The sequence below is a fragment of the Nocardia crassostreae genome, assembly GCF_001613405.1.
GTDB lineage: Bacteria > Actinomycetota > Actinomycetes > Mycobacteriales > Mycobacteriaceae > Nocardia > Nocardia crassostreae.
In genome coordinates, this window is sequence record NZ_BDCH01000019.1 from 295,337 (window position 1) to 309,841 (window position 14,505).

Annotated in this window: 13 protein-coding genes; 5 read left to right on the forward strand and 8 right to left on the reverse strand. The window is 70.3% G+C overall.

Annotated features, from left to right (window positions below; translation table 11 throughout):
* Positions 1-6: 6 nt before the first annotated feature.
* Together NC4_RS20265 and NC4_RS20270 are read left to right on the forward strand one after the other, a co-directional pair.
* Entirely contained in the window at positions 7-519 is a 513-nt protein-coding gene (locus NC4_RS20265; RefSeq protein WP_067540713.1) for a flavin reductase family protein, read from the forward strand.
* Positions 520-861: 342 nt separating this feature from the next.
* On the forward strand, positions 862-3,681 hold the full coding sequence (locus NC4_RS20270) for a helix-turn-helix transcriptional regulator (RefSeq protein ID WP_067540716.1): 2,820 nt from the start codon (positions 862-864) through the stop codon (positions 3,679-3,681).
* Here NC4_RS20270 and NC4_RS20275 read toward each other — a convergent pair.
* The gene (locus NC4_RS20275; RefSeq protein WP_218021242.1) at positions 3,644-4,474 is read right to left on the reverse strand and encodes an alpha/beta hydrolase; all 831 of its coding nucleotides are present in this window, start codon (positions 4,472-4,474) and stop codon (positions 3,644-3,646) included. The genes NC4_RS20270 and NC4_RS20275 overlap by 38 nt on opposite strands.
* 277 nt (positions 4,475-4,751) lie before the next feature.
* On the opposite strand from NC4_RS20275, the gene NC4_RS20280 reads away from it, so the two are divergent.
* The 3 genes from NC4_RS20280 to NC4_RS20290 are packed head-to-tail and all read left to right on the forward strand — an operon-like array spanning position 4,752 to position 9,093.
* Entirely contained in the window at positions 4,752-6,260 is a 1,509-nt protein-coding gene (locus tag NC4_RS20280; protein WP_067540719.1) for a flavin monoamine oxidase family protein, read from the forward strand.
* A complete protein-coding gene (locus tag NC4_RS20285; RefSeq protein ID WP_067540722.1) occupies positions 6,257-7,882 on the forward strand; it encodes an FAD-dependent monooxygenase in 1,626 nt (541 codons plus the stop codon). The genes NC4_RS20280 and NC4_RS20285 overlap by 4 nt, the downstream gene beginning before the upstream one ends.
* Complete coding sequence (locus NC4_RS20290; protein ID WP_084529454.1) at positions 7,879-9,093, forward strand: cytochrome P450; 1,215 nt, start codon at positions 7,879-7,881, stop codon at positions 9,091-9,093. Before NC4_RS20285 ends, NC4_RS20290 begins: the two co-directional genes overlap by 4 nt.
* A gap of 12 nt (positions 9,094-9,105) precedes the next feature.
* Here NC4_RS20290 and NC4_RS20295 read toward each other — a convergent pair whose 3' ends face one another.
* Genes NC4_RS20295 through NC4_RS20325 form a run of 7 tightly spaced genes read right to left on the reverse strand, consistent with a single transcriptional unit; the run spans position 9,106 to position 14,496 of the window.
* Positions 9,106-10,050 (reverse strand): 3-oxoacyl-ACP synthase III family protein, encoded by a 945-nt coding sequence (locus NC4_RS20295; protein WP_067540726.1) that lies wholly within the window; start codon positions 10,048-10,050, stop codon positions 9,106-9,108.
* Positions 10,047-10,322, reverse strand: a complete 276-nt coding sequence (locus tag NC4_RS20300) for a lipoyl domain-containing protein (RefSeq protein WP_067540729.1) — start codon at positions 10,320-10,322, stop codon at positions 10,047-10,049. The genes NC4_RS20295 and NC4_RS20300 overlap by 4 nt, the downstream gene beginning before the upstream one ends.
* Positions 10,319-11,296 (reverse strand): alpha-ketoacid dehydrogenase subunit beta, encoded by a 978-nt coding sequence (locus NC4_RS20305; RefSeq protein ID WP_245721810.1) that lies wholly within the window; start codon positions 11,294-11,296, stop codon positions 10,319-10,321. Before NC4_RS20305 ends, NC4_RS20300 begins: the two co-directional genes overlap by 4 nt.
* Complete coding sequence (locus NC4_RS20310) at positions 11,290-12,198, reverse strand: thiamine pyrophosphate-dependent dehydrogenase E1 component subunit alpha (protein WP_218021243.1); 909 nt, start codon at positions 12,196-12,198, stop codon at positions 11,290-11,292. The genes NC4_RS20305 and NC4_RS20310 overlap by 7 nt, the downstream gene beginning before the upstream one ends.
* Positions 12,195-13,022: a beta-ketoacyl synthase N-terminal-like domain-containing protein gene (locus NC4_RS20315; protein ID WP_067540732.1), complete on the reverse strand. Its 828-nt coding sequence runs from the start codon at positions 13,020-13,022 to the stop codon at positions 12,195-12,197. Before NC4_RS20315 ends, NC4_RS20310 begins: the two co-directional genes overlap by 4 nt.
* Complete coding sequence (locus NC4_RS20320) at positions 13,022-14,227, reverse strand: beta-ketoacyl-[acyl-carrier-protein] synthase family protein (protein WP_067540735.1); 1,206 nt, start codon at positions 14,225-14,227, stop codon at positions 13,022-13,024. The genes NC4_RS20315 and NC4_RS20320 overlap by 1 nt, the downstream gene beginning before the upstream one ends.
* Entirely contained in the window at positions 14,224-14,496 is a 273-nt protein-coding gene (locus NC4_RS20325) for an acyl carrier protein (RefSeq protein ID WP_067540738.1), read from the reverse strand. The genes NC4_RS20320 and NC4_RS20325 overlap by 4 nt, the downstream gene beginning before the upstream one ends.
* Positions 14,497-14,505: the final 9 nt, after the last annotated feature.

Consider the following 14,505-nt stretch of genomic DNA (forward strand, 5'->3'; position numbering starts at 1 on the left):
GCGACCATGACCGAACTGCTGCGCGATATCGTCACCCCGGCGAATTTCCGAGATGCGATGTCCCGCTTCCCCACCGGCGTCACAGTGCTGACCAGCCGGGCCGCGGACGGCACGCCGCGCGGCCTGACGTGTTCCTCGCTGTGCAGCGTCGCGCTGCATCCGCCGACGCTGCTGGTGTGTGTGCGCCGCGACAGCTCCGCCCTGCCCGCCATGCTGGAACGGGGCGCCTTCGCCGTGAACCTGCTGCACCGCGGCGCGCACCGGACGGCGGAGCTGTTCGCCTCCGGTGCGCCGGATCGTTTCGACCGGGTGGCCTGGCGCTGCGAGCCCGGGCACGGCGGTCCGCACCTGGTCGAGGCCGCGCACACCGTCGCCGACTGCCGCATCGCAGCGCGGCGCGAGGTCGGCGACCACACGGTGATCTTCGGCGAGGTCATCGCCACGACCCGGCTCTGCGACCGCGATCCCCTGCTCTACGGCTTACGGCGCTACGCGGAATGGCCTTCGGAGAATATCTGAAGATCGCCAAGGCAACCTTCAGCAATCTCTCAGCGTCGGCTGTTTGAATCGACAACGACGGCCACCCGATCAACCGGCCGCACCGTTTCGAGAGAGAGAGCCGACAATGCACCAGGGCCATGAATTCCTAGACTAAGGTTGACGTTTCGAACCGAGTGCCGCCCCCGGTCAGCCGTCGAGAACCTTTCCTTTCCGAGACTCGTGAATGTCACGGCGTAAAACGTAATCACGGCCGCTGGCAAACGCCCGCGCGCACTCCACCGCGAATTTCCGAGCGACATTTCGTGAAATTTCGCACCCTGTAATTACGTTTCTCGTGACAATGATCGAGGGATCAATCCCATGACGAATACCAGGCCGGGATCGAACCGGCCGCTGCCGCTGCGTGGGCGCGCCGCCCAGGTGGAACGCATCACCGGCGCCCTGAACACCGCGGCGGGCACCCGCCGCAGCCGCGTCATCCTGCTGGAATCGCCTGCGGGCAGCGGAAAGACGCGCCTGCTGCGGGAGGCCATCACCCTGGCGGAACAGCGCGGCTTCACCGTGGTGGAGGGCTGGCAGGGCCGGCCGCAACACGGCTCGTCCGTGGAATCGCGACCGCCGAACGCCTGTAAACCGAACGCCTGCAAGCCGATCGCGCGCGGCCCGCGCCCGGCGGCCCCGGACCGCGACGGCCGGGGCCGACCCGCCGGGCCGTGGGAGTATCGGCTCACCGCCCTGCTCGATCAGGGGCCCGTGCTGATCACCGTCGACGACCTGCACTGGCTGGACGCGCCCGCACTGACCGAGCTCGCCGGGCTCGCGAGCCGGTTCGACGAGTACCCGCTGGTGTGGTTCGGCACGATTCGCTCCGGGAACCCGCGCCGCGCCGCGGCCGCACTGCTGGACACCCTGTCCCGGCAGGAACGCACCGAATGGCTGGAACCCCTCGGCGCCCTGCCCGCGGCGGCCGTCGCCGAGATCACCGGTGATCTGCTCGACGCCGTCCCGCATCCGGACCTCCTGGCCCTGGCCGAGTGCCTGGACACCGATGCCCGGGCGCTGGTCGACCTGTGCCTCGGCCTGCGCCAGGACAAGGCCATCGAGATCGAAGCCGGTATCGCCCGGCTCGCCGACGGCAGGCATGCGCCCGCGGCCGCCGCGCCCGCCGAACCCGCGCCCATCCCGCCGCGCTTCCTGGCATTGATGGATCAGCGCCTCGGCGCCCTGTCCGAGCCGACCCGCCGCATGATGCGGGTGGCCGCCGTACTCGGCAGCTGCTTCACGCCCCGGGATCTGTCGGACATGCTCGCGGAACCGCCCGCGGCGCTGCTCCAGCCACTGGCCGAGGCGCTCGCCGCGGGCATGCTGGTCAGCCGGTCGGAGGATTTCACCTTCCGCCGCGATCCCATCTGGCGCGCGGTCCTGGCGGGCGTCCCGCCGCCGATGCTGTCGCTGCTGCACCGTCAGGCCGCGACCATTCTGCTCGCCCGGGAGGGCGCGAGCACCGAGGAGGCCGCCGCCCATCTCGTGCACTGCGCCCAGCCCGATGACGCCGAGGCCATCGAAACCATCACGCGCACAGCGCATCAACTGCTCGAGGTGGCCCCCGACGAGGCGGCCACGCTGGCGGTGCGCGGGATGGAGATCGCCGAGCGCGGCGGGCCCGACCACCTCGCCATGGCCTCCACGGCCATAACCGCGCTGGTGCGCTGCGGGAGCCTGGATCGCGCCGCCGAGATCGCCGGGCAGATCGTGTGGCAGACGCCCAATGGCACCGGTATCAGCGGTCAGACCGCCCAGGCCGGACTGGCCACCATCAATCTGCTGCGCGGCGAACTGCAGGAGGCGCTGGAGCTGACCTCCCGGGTGTGCTCGTGCGGCGATCTGGTGTGCAGCGGGGTCTGCATTCAGCTGGTCCGGCTCAGCGCCGCGCTGTTCACCGGTGACGAGGCCACCGAGCAAGCGGCCGAGGACATGCTGGCCGCCCCCGAGAGCCAGTGTCCGGACGTCCTCGCCGCGGCATTCGTGGTCCGCGCGGTGTCACTGTGGGACCGCGGCCGTATCGACGCGGCCTTCGCGGCCGTCGAGCAGGCGGCCGAACAGTCCGACGAAGTGGTGCGGGCGTATCCGCTGTGGCAGCAGGCGTGGATGCTCATGCGGCTGCACCGATTCGACGAGGCCGATACGGCGATCACGGCCTTGGCCGCCCTCGTCGAGGCGAGCCGGACCGAGGTGCTGGCCGCCATTCCGCCCACCCTGCGGGCGTGGGTGCGGCTCGGCCGGGGTGATCTGGCCGGAGCCGAAGCCGATGCGACCGATGCGCTGGATCGCTGCCATGAGACGCGCATGGCGCTGCCCTTGCCCGCGCTGCACGCGGTCCTCGCGCTGACGGCGCTGCGCCGCGGTGATCTGGGCACGGCGCAGGAACGGGTCCGGGCGCTGGAGCAGACCGTGCCCCGCAATGACCGCCATCCGCTGTGGATCATGCGCTGCCGGGTCGCGGCGCTGGTGGCCGCGGCCAGCAGCGACAGTGCCGCCGCGCTGCCGATCCTGTTGGAAGTTGGCGATATTCGCACGCTCGTGCGGTCCGATCCGGTGGGCGCGCCACTGCCGGTGCGGCTCGCGATCGCCGCCGGTCGCGACGATATCGCGCGCGCGGTGGTGCGGAAGACCGAATCGATCGGCGCGGCCAATCCCGGGCATTCCGTCCTAGCCAGAGCGGCGAATCATGCACGGGCCCTACTGGACCGGGACGCGGCCGCCATCGCCGCCATCGCCGAGGACTACGCCGATCCCTGGGTCCGGGCGGCCGCCCTGGAGGATTGCGGCGTGCTGTACTGCGATACCGACCGGGAATCCGCTGTCGCCCAACTGATTCGGGCCTCGACCGCCTACCAGGAACTCGACGCGGACCGGGACACCGCCCGGGTGCGGCGGCGGCTGCGGCGGCTCGGAGTCCGGCGCAGGCACTGGAATCACACGCCGCGCCCGGAATCGGGGTGGGCGAGTCTGACCGCCACCGAGGAGAAGGTGGCGCGATTGGTGGCGCGGGGCCTGACCAACCGCCTGGTGGCGCGGGAGTTGTTCATATCGCCGCATACCGTGGGATTCCACCTCCGTCAGATCTATCGCAAGCTGGACGTCAAATCGCGGGTGGATCTGGCGCGGCTGGCGCCGTGAGGATCCACTCGATGGTTTCGCGGATGACGGGTGCGCGCCATTCCCGACGCTGTGTGTCGCCGATCTCGACCAGTCGGTGCGCACAGCGCAGGGCCGCCGCGGCGCGGCGCGACGAGCGCACGGGGACCGGTGTCGGGCCCGCGCCGTGCACGATGAGAACCGGGGCGGCGATCGCGTCGAGCACACCGCGCGGTTGCAGCCAGAACACCTCGTTGAGCATGGCGCGCCCGAGCGCGAAAGACGGTGTGTAGTCGAGTCGGCCGGTATCGCGCAGCGTGCGACTCGCCTCCGGATCGAGGCGGCCGTCCGCGAACATCGGGGCCTCGTCGACGAATTGCCGCTGGTAGTCGATGAGCGGGTTGATCAGAATCAGCCGGTCGATCTCGGATCCGCGCCGAGCCGCATAGCCCGCCGCGACTCCCCCGGTGAGCCCGGAGGCGAACAGCGTGAGCCGCGCGTCCGGCAGCAGGGCGCGCAGCTCGTGCAGTCCGGCGCCGATCACATTGAGCAGCCCGGACAGGGTGAGTTCCTCCTGCCTGCCCTCGCTCTCGCCGTGGCCGGGCAGGTCCAAGCGCAGACTGCCGATACCCGCCGCCGCGAGTTCGCTCGCGAGTCTGGTGAAGAAGCCGCCGTGTTCCCGGTCGACGCCTTCGCTGTGCAGTAGCAGAACCGCGTGCCACGGTGCGACGGCGGGAACGACCGCCGTGCCCGCGAGGCGTAGTCCGTCGTAAGTGGCGATGCTCCTTGCCATTTCGCCGGGAGCGGCGCGGTCGATGGTCACATTCTCGGTCAAATCCGTTCTCCTTCCCGATGCGGTGCCCAGTATCACCGCGAATCGGCCACGCCGGACCGGTCGTGCGGTGATCCCGCCGACTCGCGCGGGGTGCGTGCGAAAGCGGCTCGGGGATACCGGCGGTCGCGCCGACCCACCCCGTGGACAGGGTGCACGCGGCGCCGTCCCGGCCACCGAAACCCACCTGCCGGTTCCCCTCTCGCGGGATGTGCGGAGTGTTTGCCCGAACCGAGCATGGAACCGAGCCGTCACCCGAGGCGAGGAGGAGCGAACGCAGATGGACCTGCTACCGGAGGAATGCCGAACCATGGCCAGAGCCGTGCGGCCCAAACAAGTCACCGTGATCGGGGCCGGGATCGCCGGTTTGACCGCGGCGCACGAACTGGAGCGGCTGGGGCATCGGGTCCAGGTGCTGGAGGCGCGCCTGACGCTGGGCGGGCGACTGCGCACCCATGCCTTCACCCCGCACGGCAGCGGGCCGATCGCGGAGTTGGGGGCGATGCGCATTCCGGCGGCGCACCACCGGACCATGCGGATGATCGATCAGCTCGGCCTGGCCGATCGGGTGCGGCAGTTCCGGACCTTGTTCTCCGACAATTCCGCGTATGTGGAGACCCCGGCCGGTCATGTCCGAGTGCTGGCCGCCTCGCCGATCCTGGTGGAGGAGTTCCGCAAAGCCGTTGCGCCGGAACGCGATTACCGCGAGGAGACGCTGCTGTGCGCCGCATGGCTGGCGGCCAGCGTGAACGCCATCGCCCCCGCGAAGTTCCGGCGCACCCTGCAGGCCGATCTCAATGTCGAGCTGCTGGATCTGCTGGAGCGAATCGACGTGCGGCCGTTCATCGTCCGGCACGGCGGCGGTGAGCGCATCGACCTGAACCGGTTCTTCGCCAATCACCGGGATTTCGCCGCGACCAGCCGGTTGCAGCATTTCTTCGACGACATCATTACCGAGACCTCCTCGGCGCTGTTCCGACTGGAGGGCGGGATCGACCAGCTCGCGCTGCGGCTGGCCGAGCGGCTGCGCGGGCCGGTGCATCGCGGCCGCCGGGTGGAGGGCCTGCACGTCACGCCGGACGGCGTGCTGGTGCAGCAGCGACACGGACTGACCACCATGACCGGGCACTGCGATTATGTGCTGTGCACGGCGCCGTTCTCGGTGATCCGGGGCATGGAGCTGTCCGGGTTGGCCGCCGACAAGACCGCGGTGATCCACGATATGCAGTACTGGCCCGCGACCAAGATCGCCGTGCACTGCCGGGAGGCGTTCTGGGAGCAGGACGGGATCACCGGCGGCGGCTCGTTCACCGGCGGCCTGGTGCGCCAGACCTACTACCCGCCGGTGGAGAACGATCCGCGGCTCGGTGCGGCGCTGCTGGCCAGCTACACCATCGGGCCGGATGCCGAACTGCTGGAACGGATTCCGGCGCAGCAGCGGGTCGCGACGGTGCTGGCGGAATTGGGCGCGGTGCATCCGGAGCTGGCCCGGCCGGGCATGGTGCTCGACACCGTGGTGCAGGCCTGGGGCGAGGATCCGCTGAGCATGGGCGCGGCCTCGGTGCGCTGGAGCAAGGATGTGGACACCGCCGAGGCCGAGCGCGCGCTCGCCGCCGCACCGCAGGGCAGGCTGTTCTTCGCCGGGGAGCACTGTTCCACGGCTCCGGCGTGGATCGAGGGCGCCATCGAATCGGGCCAGGCCGCCGCGGCCGATATCCATGCGGCCGCGCCACCGGCGATCACGGTGTCGGCCAATGGATTCCAGCGGGCCTCCGGCGGTGCCGCATGAGGGCGCGACGGGTCGAGAGCACCGATGTCCTCATTGTCGGCGGCGGCCCCACCGGTTTGGCCATGGCGCTCGAACTCCGTTCGCGGGGTGTCGAGTTCGTGCTGTTGGAGGCCGGTGACGGCGCACTGTCGCATCCGCGGGTGAGCGGGATCGGGCCGCGTTCGATGGAGTACTTCCGGCGCTGGGGCGTCGCGGACCGGATTCGGCACGCGGGCTGGCCGGGTGATCATCCGCTGGACTGCGTGTGGGTGACCCGGATCGGCGGGCACGAGCTGTTCCGTATTCCCCGGTTCACCATGGACACGCGCCCGGAGTTCCGGCACACGCCGGAACCGGCTGCCGTCTGCCCGCAGCATTGGCTCGCGCCGCTGCTGCGCGAGGAGCTCGGTGTGGCCCCGGACGGCCCGGTGCGCATGCGTACCCGGCTCGATGGATTCGAGCAGGACGAGGACGGCATCCACGCGCACACGACCGATCTGGCCTCCGGGACGGAGACGACGGTGCACGCCAGCTATCTGATCGCCTGCGACGGCACCTCATCGGCAATCCGGCACGACTGCGGGATTGCCGCACCCGCGCTGCACGAGACACAGATCTTCCGCAATATCCTGTTCCGCGCCCCGCGGCTGCGCGCCGAACTGGGCGAGAATGCCGCCGGTTTCTACTATTTGATGATCTCCGCCGCGCTGCGGTTCCCGGTGCGGGCGCTGGATGGCCGCGAACTCTATCGCCTGACCGTCGGGCTGCACGGCGATCCGGAGTCCACGGCCGACGCCGAGACCCTGGTGCGCCGGGCCCTCGCCTTCGACACTCCGGTGGAGGTGCTCTCCGACAACGAATGGCATCTGGTGCATCGCGTGGCCGCGGACTTCCGCAGCGATCGGGTCTTCCTGGTCGGTGACGCGGCGCATTCGCTCTCGCCGTCGGGCGGGTTCGGTATGAACATCGGCATCTGCGGCGCCGCAAATCTGGGGTGGAAGCTGGCCGCCGCGCTGGACGGCTGGGCGGGTCCGGAGTTGCTGGACAGCTATACGACCGAGCGGCGGCCGATCGCCCTGGAGGGCATCGAGGAGGCGAACCGCAATCTGGTGCGCGCCATGAAACGCTCGGTGCCCGCGGCCCTCGACGAGGATTCCGAGGCGGGGGCCCAAGCCCGGCGGAGAGTTCGGGAGCAGCTCGGAAAGTCCGGGGTGGAACGGGAATTCGATGCCCCGGAGATCCATCTCGGGTTCGCTTATGAGGATTCGCCGCTGGTGCTGCCCGATCCCGACGTGCGCGGCACCGATGTCACCGACCGGCGGCCCAATACGCGTCCGGGCTCGCGCGCACCGCATGCCTGGATCGCACCGGGGGTCTCCACCCTCGATCTGTTCGGCGCGGGCTTCGTACTGCTCTGCTTCGCCGCCTCCGATCGGATTCTCTTGCTGGAGCATGCGTTCGGTGTGCGCGAAGTGCCGCTGCACGTGGTGCCGTGCACCGTGCCCGGGGTCGCGGCCGCCTACGAGCGGCTGTTCGTCCTGGTCCGGCCGGACGGTCACGTGGCCTGGCGCGGTGACGAATTGCCCACGGACCCGGGGGAACTCGCGGACCGGGTGCGCGGTGCGGTGCGGGTGGCGAGGTGACCGTACGGAACGAGACCACGCTCCCGCCCTTCGGGCTGACCGGCTGGGCCGCGGCGGATATCGCCGATCCCTATCCGGTCTACCGGCGTTACCGGGAGGCCGCCCCGATGCACCGCGCACCGGACGGCACGCATTACGTCTTCGGCTACGACGCGGTGACCGCCGTGCTGGCGAGCCGGGACTTCGGCCGTCGCGCGCACCCGGCCGAGGGCGAACCGCGCCCGCTGGTGCCCAATCGGTTCGCCGCGCTGCGGACCATGGTCGAGAACTGGCTCGTGTTCATGGATCCGCCCCGGCACATCGCACTGCGTTCGGTGCTGGGCCGGGAGTTCTCACCGAGCGTGGTGTCGGATCTGCGCGGCCGGATCACCGAGATCGGCGCGGCGCTGCTGGCCGATATCCCCGATGCCACCGAATTCGATTTCGTGCGCGCCTTCGCCGCGCCGCTGCCCATCCTGGTCATCGGCGAACTGCTGGGCGTGCCCGCCGAGCGCTGGGACTGGTTGCGCGAGCGGGCGGTTGCCATTCAGGGGGCCAGTAGCAGCCGGGTCGGCGGCCGGGCGGACACCCTGGTGGCCGCGGACGCGGCGGCGCACGACCTGCGCGACTATTTCCTGTCCGTGGCGGCGCAGCGCCGCACCGCGCCGCGCGCGGATCTCATCTCGCTGCTGCTGCGTTGCGAGGGCCTGACCGATGACGAATTCGCCGCGACCTGTGTGCATTTGATGACGGCGGGGCACGAGACCACCACGAACGCGCTCGGGAAGGCGGTGCTCACCCTGGCCGCGCGACCGGAGGCCGCGGCCCGGCTGCGCGCCATGCCGCGCCTGCACGCCAGCGCCGTCGACGAGTTGATTCGATTCGACGGGCCCGTCCAGGCCGTGACCCGCTGGGCGCAGCACGATCTGCTGCTGGCGGAAGAGCGAATTCCCCAGGGCGCCAAGCTCATCGCCATGCTCGGCGCCGCCAATCGGGATCCGGCCCGCTTCCCCGATCCGGACGCCTTCCTGCTGTCCCGGCCGACCGCCGGTCACGTCGGATTCGGTCGCGGCATTCACTACTGCCTGGGCGCGACGCTGGCGCGGACCGAGCTCGAGATCGGCCTCGGCCTGCTGCTGCCGATCCTGGACCGGTTCACGGTGGCGGCCGTGGAATACCCGCACGATATGGTTTTCCACGGCCCCGAGCTGCTCAGGCTCCGCCGCGCCTGACCCGTCGCGGATTCACCCGGCGCGCGACTCGGTCGCGCGCCGCAGGTCGTAGTCCACGGAGACGCCGCCCCAGGATTCACCGGCCCCGTAGGCGACCGCCCCCAGACGCCCACGCGGGGGCAGCGCCCCGGCCTGGAACTCGTCGGCGAGAGCCAGGGAAATGCTGGCCGAGGAGGTGTTGGCGGAGTGCTCGATGCGGTTGACGAAGGGCACGCCCAGATCGGCGGTGTGCAGCCGGATCTGCTCGAGAATGCGCCCATTGGCCTGATGTCCCACCAGCACAGAGGGTTTCGGATCGAAGTCGAACAGGCGCCGCGCGGACTCGCTCATCTTCTGGACGGCGCGGTGGAAAACGCCGATCCCGTCGAGCTGAATGCCGCCCGCCGGATCCTCCCGCAGCAGGTCCGCGCCCGTGCCGTCGCCGCCCGCCACACAATGGAAGGGCCGGAAGTCGGCGCGGGCCTCGACCAGCATGGCGGCCGCACCGTCGCCGAACAGGCAGGCGGTCTTGCGATCGGTCCGGTCCACCACCGTGGACATGGCCTCGGCGGTGCACACCAGCACCGATCCGACCCGGCCGGAATCGCACAGCGACAGCGCGTTCACCAGACCGAAGACGAATCCGCAGCAGGCCGCGTTCAGATCGAGTGCCATGACCGATCCGGTCAGCCCGGCGCGCTGGGCGACATCCTGCGCCATGGCCGGAATGCGCTGCCGCGCCGAGGTACTGATCACCAGGAGCGCCCCGATCGCGGTGGCGTCGGCGGCACGTTCGATGACGGGTGCGCAGGCCGCGGCGGCGAGCTCGGCCAGTGAGCCGTCCGCCAGCCAGTGCCTTGCGGTAATGCCGGTGCGACGGCGGATCCACTCGTCGGTCAACCCGATCGCTTCGAAGCGGTCGTTGCCGATAGGCTCGCCGGGCCGTACCTCAGCGATATCCGCGATGCCGGAATTCATTGCGCCCCCGACTCTTCCGTACTGCTGTCGGCGGCCAAGCGGTACAGCGGCTGACCGGGCCGGACGATGGAGCGCGCGGCCGCGCAATGGGCGGCAATCGATCCGGACCGTTCCGCGACGATATCGACGGCCGCCTTGTCGGTTTCGAGCACCGCCACCAGATCGCCGCGCCGCACGCGCGCGCCGACTGCGGCCCGCCATTCGATCAGCAGGGCTTCGTCCAGGCCGTGGCCGAGCGCCGGGACCGGTACGACCGCTGGGTGGGTATTCATCCGACCGCCTTCCGCATTTCCTCGATGATTCGTTCGACCCCGGGTACGTGGTCGTTCTCGAAATCGGCGGGCGGATAGCCGCCGCCGGGCGCGGCCACCCGTCGGATGGGGGCGCGCAGGTGGTGAAATCCGTTCTCGGACACCTCCGCCGCGATCTCCGCGCCGATACCCGCGAATCCGGCCGCCTCGTGCACGATCAGCAGGCGACCGGTCCGGGCGACCGAGCCCAGAACGGCGTCGAAGTCGATGGGCGACACCCAGCGCAAATCGATGACCTCGGCATCCACCTCGGCCACCGCCGCGGCCGTCAGCACATCATGGGTAATGGCCCCGAAGGTCACGACGGTGAGATCGGTACCGGCGTGGGCGATGCGCGCCCCCGTCGCGGACTCCGCGCCGATGTCCGGGCGTTCGGGCAGTTCCCGACGCCAGTACAGCCGTATCGGCTCATAGATCATGACCGGCCTGCCGAGCCCGGCGGCGTGCCGCAGAATGCGCGCCGCGTCCCCGGGCGTGGACGGGCAGGCCACCGCGATCCCCGGCGCGTGCGCGAAGAACGCCTCGTTGGAATCGCTGTGGTGTTCGACGCCCCGGAACCCGCCGCCGGTGGGCACGCGCACCACGAGATTGAGCGCCAGTTCGCCATTCCACCGGTCGACCATGCGGCCCGCCTGGGTGACAAGCTGATTCGCCGCCGGGAAGACGAACCCGTCGAACTGGATCTCGCAGATGGGCACCAGCCCGGCCAGCGACATCCCGATGGCGCTGCCGACAATGCTGGACTCGGCCAGCAGCGCATCCCGCACGCGATCGGGCCCGAACCGCTGCCGCAGATCGCGCGTGACCCGGAAGACGCCGCCCAGGCGACCGATATCCTCGCCCAGCAGGACGGTGCGCGGATCGTCGGTCAGCAGTTCGGCGAGGGTGTTGTTGATCGCCTCGGCCAGACATGGCGGCCGTTGCCCGTTCAGCACTGATATCTCCCCGCCAACTCGTGCCGGGCGTGCGCGACCTCGGCCGCGACCGCGTCCAGCCATTCCCGGTCCACGACACGCTCGTCCATCAGCCGCGCGGTGTACGCGGTGACCGGATCGGCGGCCTCGGCTCGCTCGATATCGACCGCATCGCGATACAGCCGCTGCGAGTCCGCAGTCGAATGCCCCTGTACGCGATCGACTTTCATCTCCAGGAGATACGGTTGCCCGGTGCGACGGACCATATCGGCGGCGCGCGCGGTGGCGCGGTGCACGACCTCCGGATCGCCGCCGTCGACGCGCGCGGACCGAATGCCGAAACCACCGGCGCGTTCGGCCAACGTGGTGGCCATCTGCTCGGCGGCGGGTTTGGATATCGCCCAGCCGTTGTTCTGGCACAGAAACAGCACGGGCGCGGATTCGACGGCGGCGAGGTTCAATGCCTCGGACATATCACCCTCACTGGTCGCACCATCCCCGACATAGACCAGCACCAACTCCGCACACCCGCGCAACCGCCGCCCCAGCGCATACCCCACCGCGTGCAGCGTCTGCGCCGCGAGCACCAGCGTGTAGGGAAAGAACCGCAGTTCACGCGGCCGCCAGCCACACAGCGTCCGCCCCGCCCACTGCGCGATCAATTCCTCCGGCCGGACCCCGCGCACCAGCGCCACCGCGTGCTCGCGATAGCTCGGAAATACGACCGGATCGCTCCCGGCCGCGAAGGCGGACCCAACCTGCGCGGCCTCCTGCCCTCGGCATGACAGCCACAGATCCACCGCCCCCTGTTTCTGGAGCAGCGTGGCCTCCTCATCGATACCGCGCGCCTCGAGCATGGCGCGCAGCATGGATCGCTTTGTCTCCGTATCGAGTTCGGCATGCGCCACCGCTTCGCCGGTCACCACGCGACCTCGCAACCGGGCGTCGCGACCGGGGACGCCGGGGCGATCGCCACGGTGGGCGTCGCGTCCGCGCGCAGCATGGACCGGGCCATGAGCAGCTGACAGCCGAATACGGCCGCGCCGGTATTGCCGAAAGTCTTTCGGCACGAATCGATATCGATGTGGGAGCCGGGGTGGGGTAGCGGGTCCGGTGGTGTCACGCGCATGCGGAACAGGCGGTCGTCGACGCTGCCGGGCACGAGCAGGAAGGCCGTGGCGGCTTCGGCGCAGGCCGGGCGGGCGGCGGGGGCGCAGGCGGCGAGGCGGTGTGGCGACAGCTCTTCGGCGACCACCAGGAGGGACGAGTCGACCATGCCCGCGGCGAACAGGGTGGTCAGGTAGGACAGGGCGGTGAGCCCGGCAGCCTCACCGCCCGCGATGGTGGTGTTGGCGCCGCGCAGGCGGTGCCGGATGGCGATCTGCCCGGCGGTGAAGTTCATGACAGCGGTCGGGAATCGCAGGGGCGGAATGTCGTACGGTTTGGCTTCGCGCAACGGGCGGCTCGCGAAGTCGGCGGTGGCTTCGAATCCGCCGAGGGTCGTACCCACCGTCACCCCGGTGCCGTCCGGGTCGGTCGCGCGACCGGTCAGACAGTCACGGGCGGCGAGCAAGCCCAGCACGGCGGAGCGATCCAGCATGCCGAATCCCTTGCGCCCCAGTTCTTCCCTGGCATCGAAGGGGGGCAGGGCGAGGTCGCCGCGCGGGGGTTCGGTGTAGTCCGCGCCGGGATCGTAGCCGAGGCCGAAGCGGGTGACCGCGCCGATGCTCTGACAGGAGATCCACATCAGGCCGCTCCGAGGACGACGATGGCATTATTGCCGCCGAAGGCGAATCCGTGGTTCTGAACCACGCGCAGCGGCGCGGGCTGCGCGGTGCCCGCGACCACGTTCGGCAAGCCGATGGCGGGATCGAGGCGGCGCAGGTTCGCGGTCGGCGGGCACTGGCCGCGCAGCAGGGCCAGGACACAGGCCACGGCGCCGAATCCGGCGGCCGCGCCCATGGTGTGGCCGAGCATGGATTTGATCGAACTGACCGGCGGCGGTTGCGAACCGAAGACGTCGAGGATGGCCGCGGCCTCGGTCGCGTCATTGGCTTGGGTGCCGGTGCCGTGCGCGCAGACATAGTCGATATCGCGGGGAGTGACCCCGGCGCGCCGGTGCGCCATCCGGATGCAGCGGGCAATGGAATCGCGATCGGGCGCGGAGACGTGCTCGGCATCGCAGTTCAGGCCCGCACCCAGCACGTACCCGAGGATCTCGGCGCCACGCGCGCGGGCGTGCGGTTCGGATTCCAGCACCAGCGCCACGCCGCCCTCGGCGGTGAGGATGCCCTGCCGGTCGGCGTCGAAGGGACGGCACACATCCGGGGCGAGCGCGCCGACCCGGAAGAACGCGGCGTGCGCCCAGCGCACCACCGAGTCCGCGCCGCCCGCCACCACAATGTCGGCCGCCCCCGATTCGATCAGCAACGCGCCGAAGGCGATGGCATAGTTGCTCGCCGCGCAGGCGGTCGCGAACAGGTAGTCCGGGCCGGTGAAACCGCTGATCTCCGCGCGCACCGCGCGGGTGATGGCGGCGGGAGCCAACCGGCCGGTGACCTCGGGGCTCATGCGGCCCGGCGTGGAGAGGTAGAACTGCTCGGCCGCCCGCTCCAGTTCCCGCGATTCCCCTTTGGTCGTGCCCATGCAGACGGTCGTGCGCGCGGCGGCCAGCTCCGCGGCGGACAGTCCGGCATCGCGGACCGCCAGCCGCGCGGCGCTCGCGGCGAACAGGGCGGTTCTGCCGAAGTCCCGCTCCCCCACGCGTTCACAGATCTCGCCGGGCGCGAACCTCTTGACCTCCCCGGCCCGATGGGTCCGGAACCCGGACGAGTCGAAGGATTCGATCTCGCTGGTGCCGACGACACCGGCGAACAGGTTTCGCTCGAAGTCCGCCCGCCCGATGCCGATGCTCGATACGGGGCCGAGGCCGGTCACGGCGACGCGAGTCACCGTGCGTCCCAGTGTGCGTACTCGGCGACGATGTCGTAGACGTGGACCAGGTTGTCCATGCGCTCGACTTCCGCTGTCGGGATCTCCACGCCGAATTCCTTGTCGATGCGGGACAGGATCTCGATGGCGCTGAGGGAATCGGCGTCGTATTCCTCCCCGAACTGTCCCTCGTCGGTCAGTTCCTCCGGTTCGATCTCGAGGACCGCGGCGATCATGCCGCGCAGGGTCTCGAGGCGGTCGGTGCGGCGCTCGATGGTATTGCCGTCCATGATTTCTCC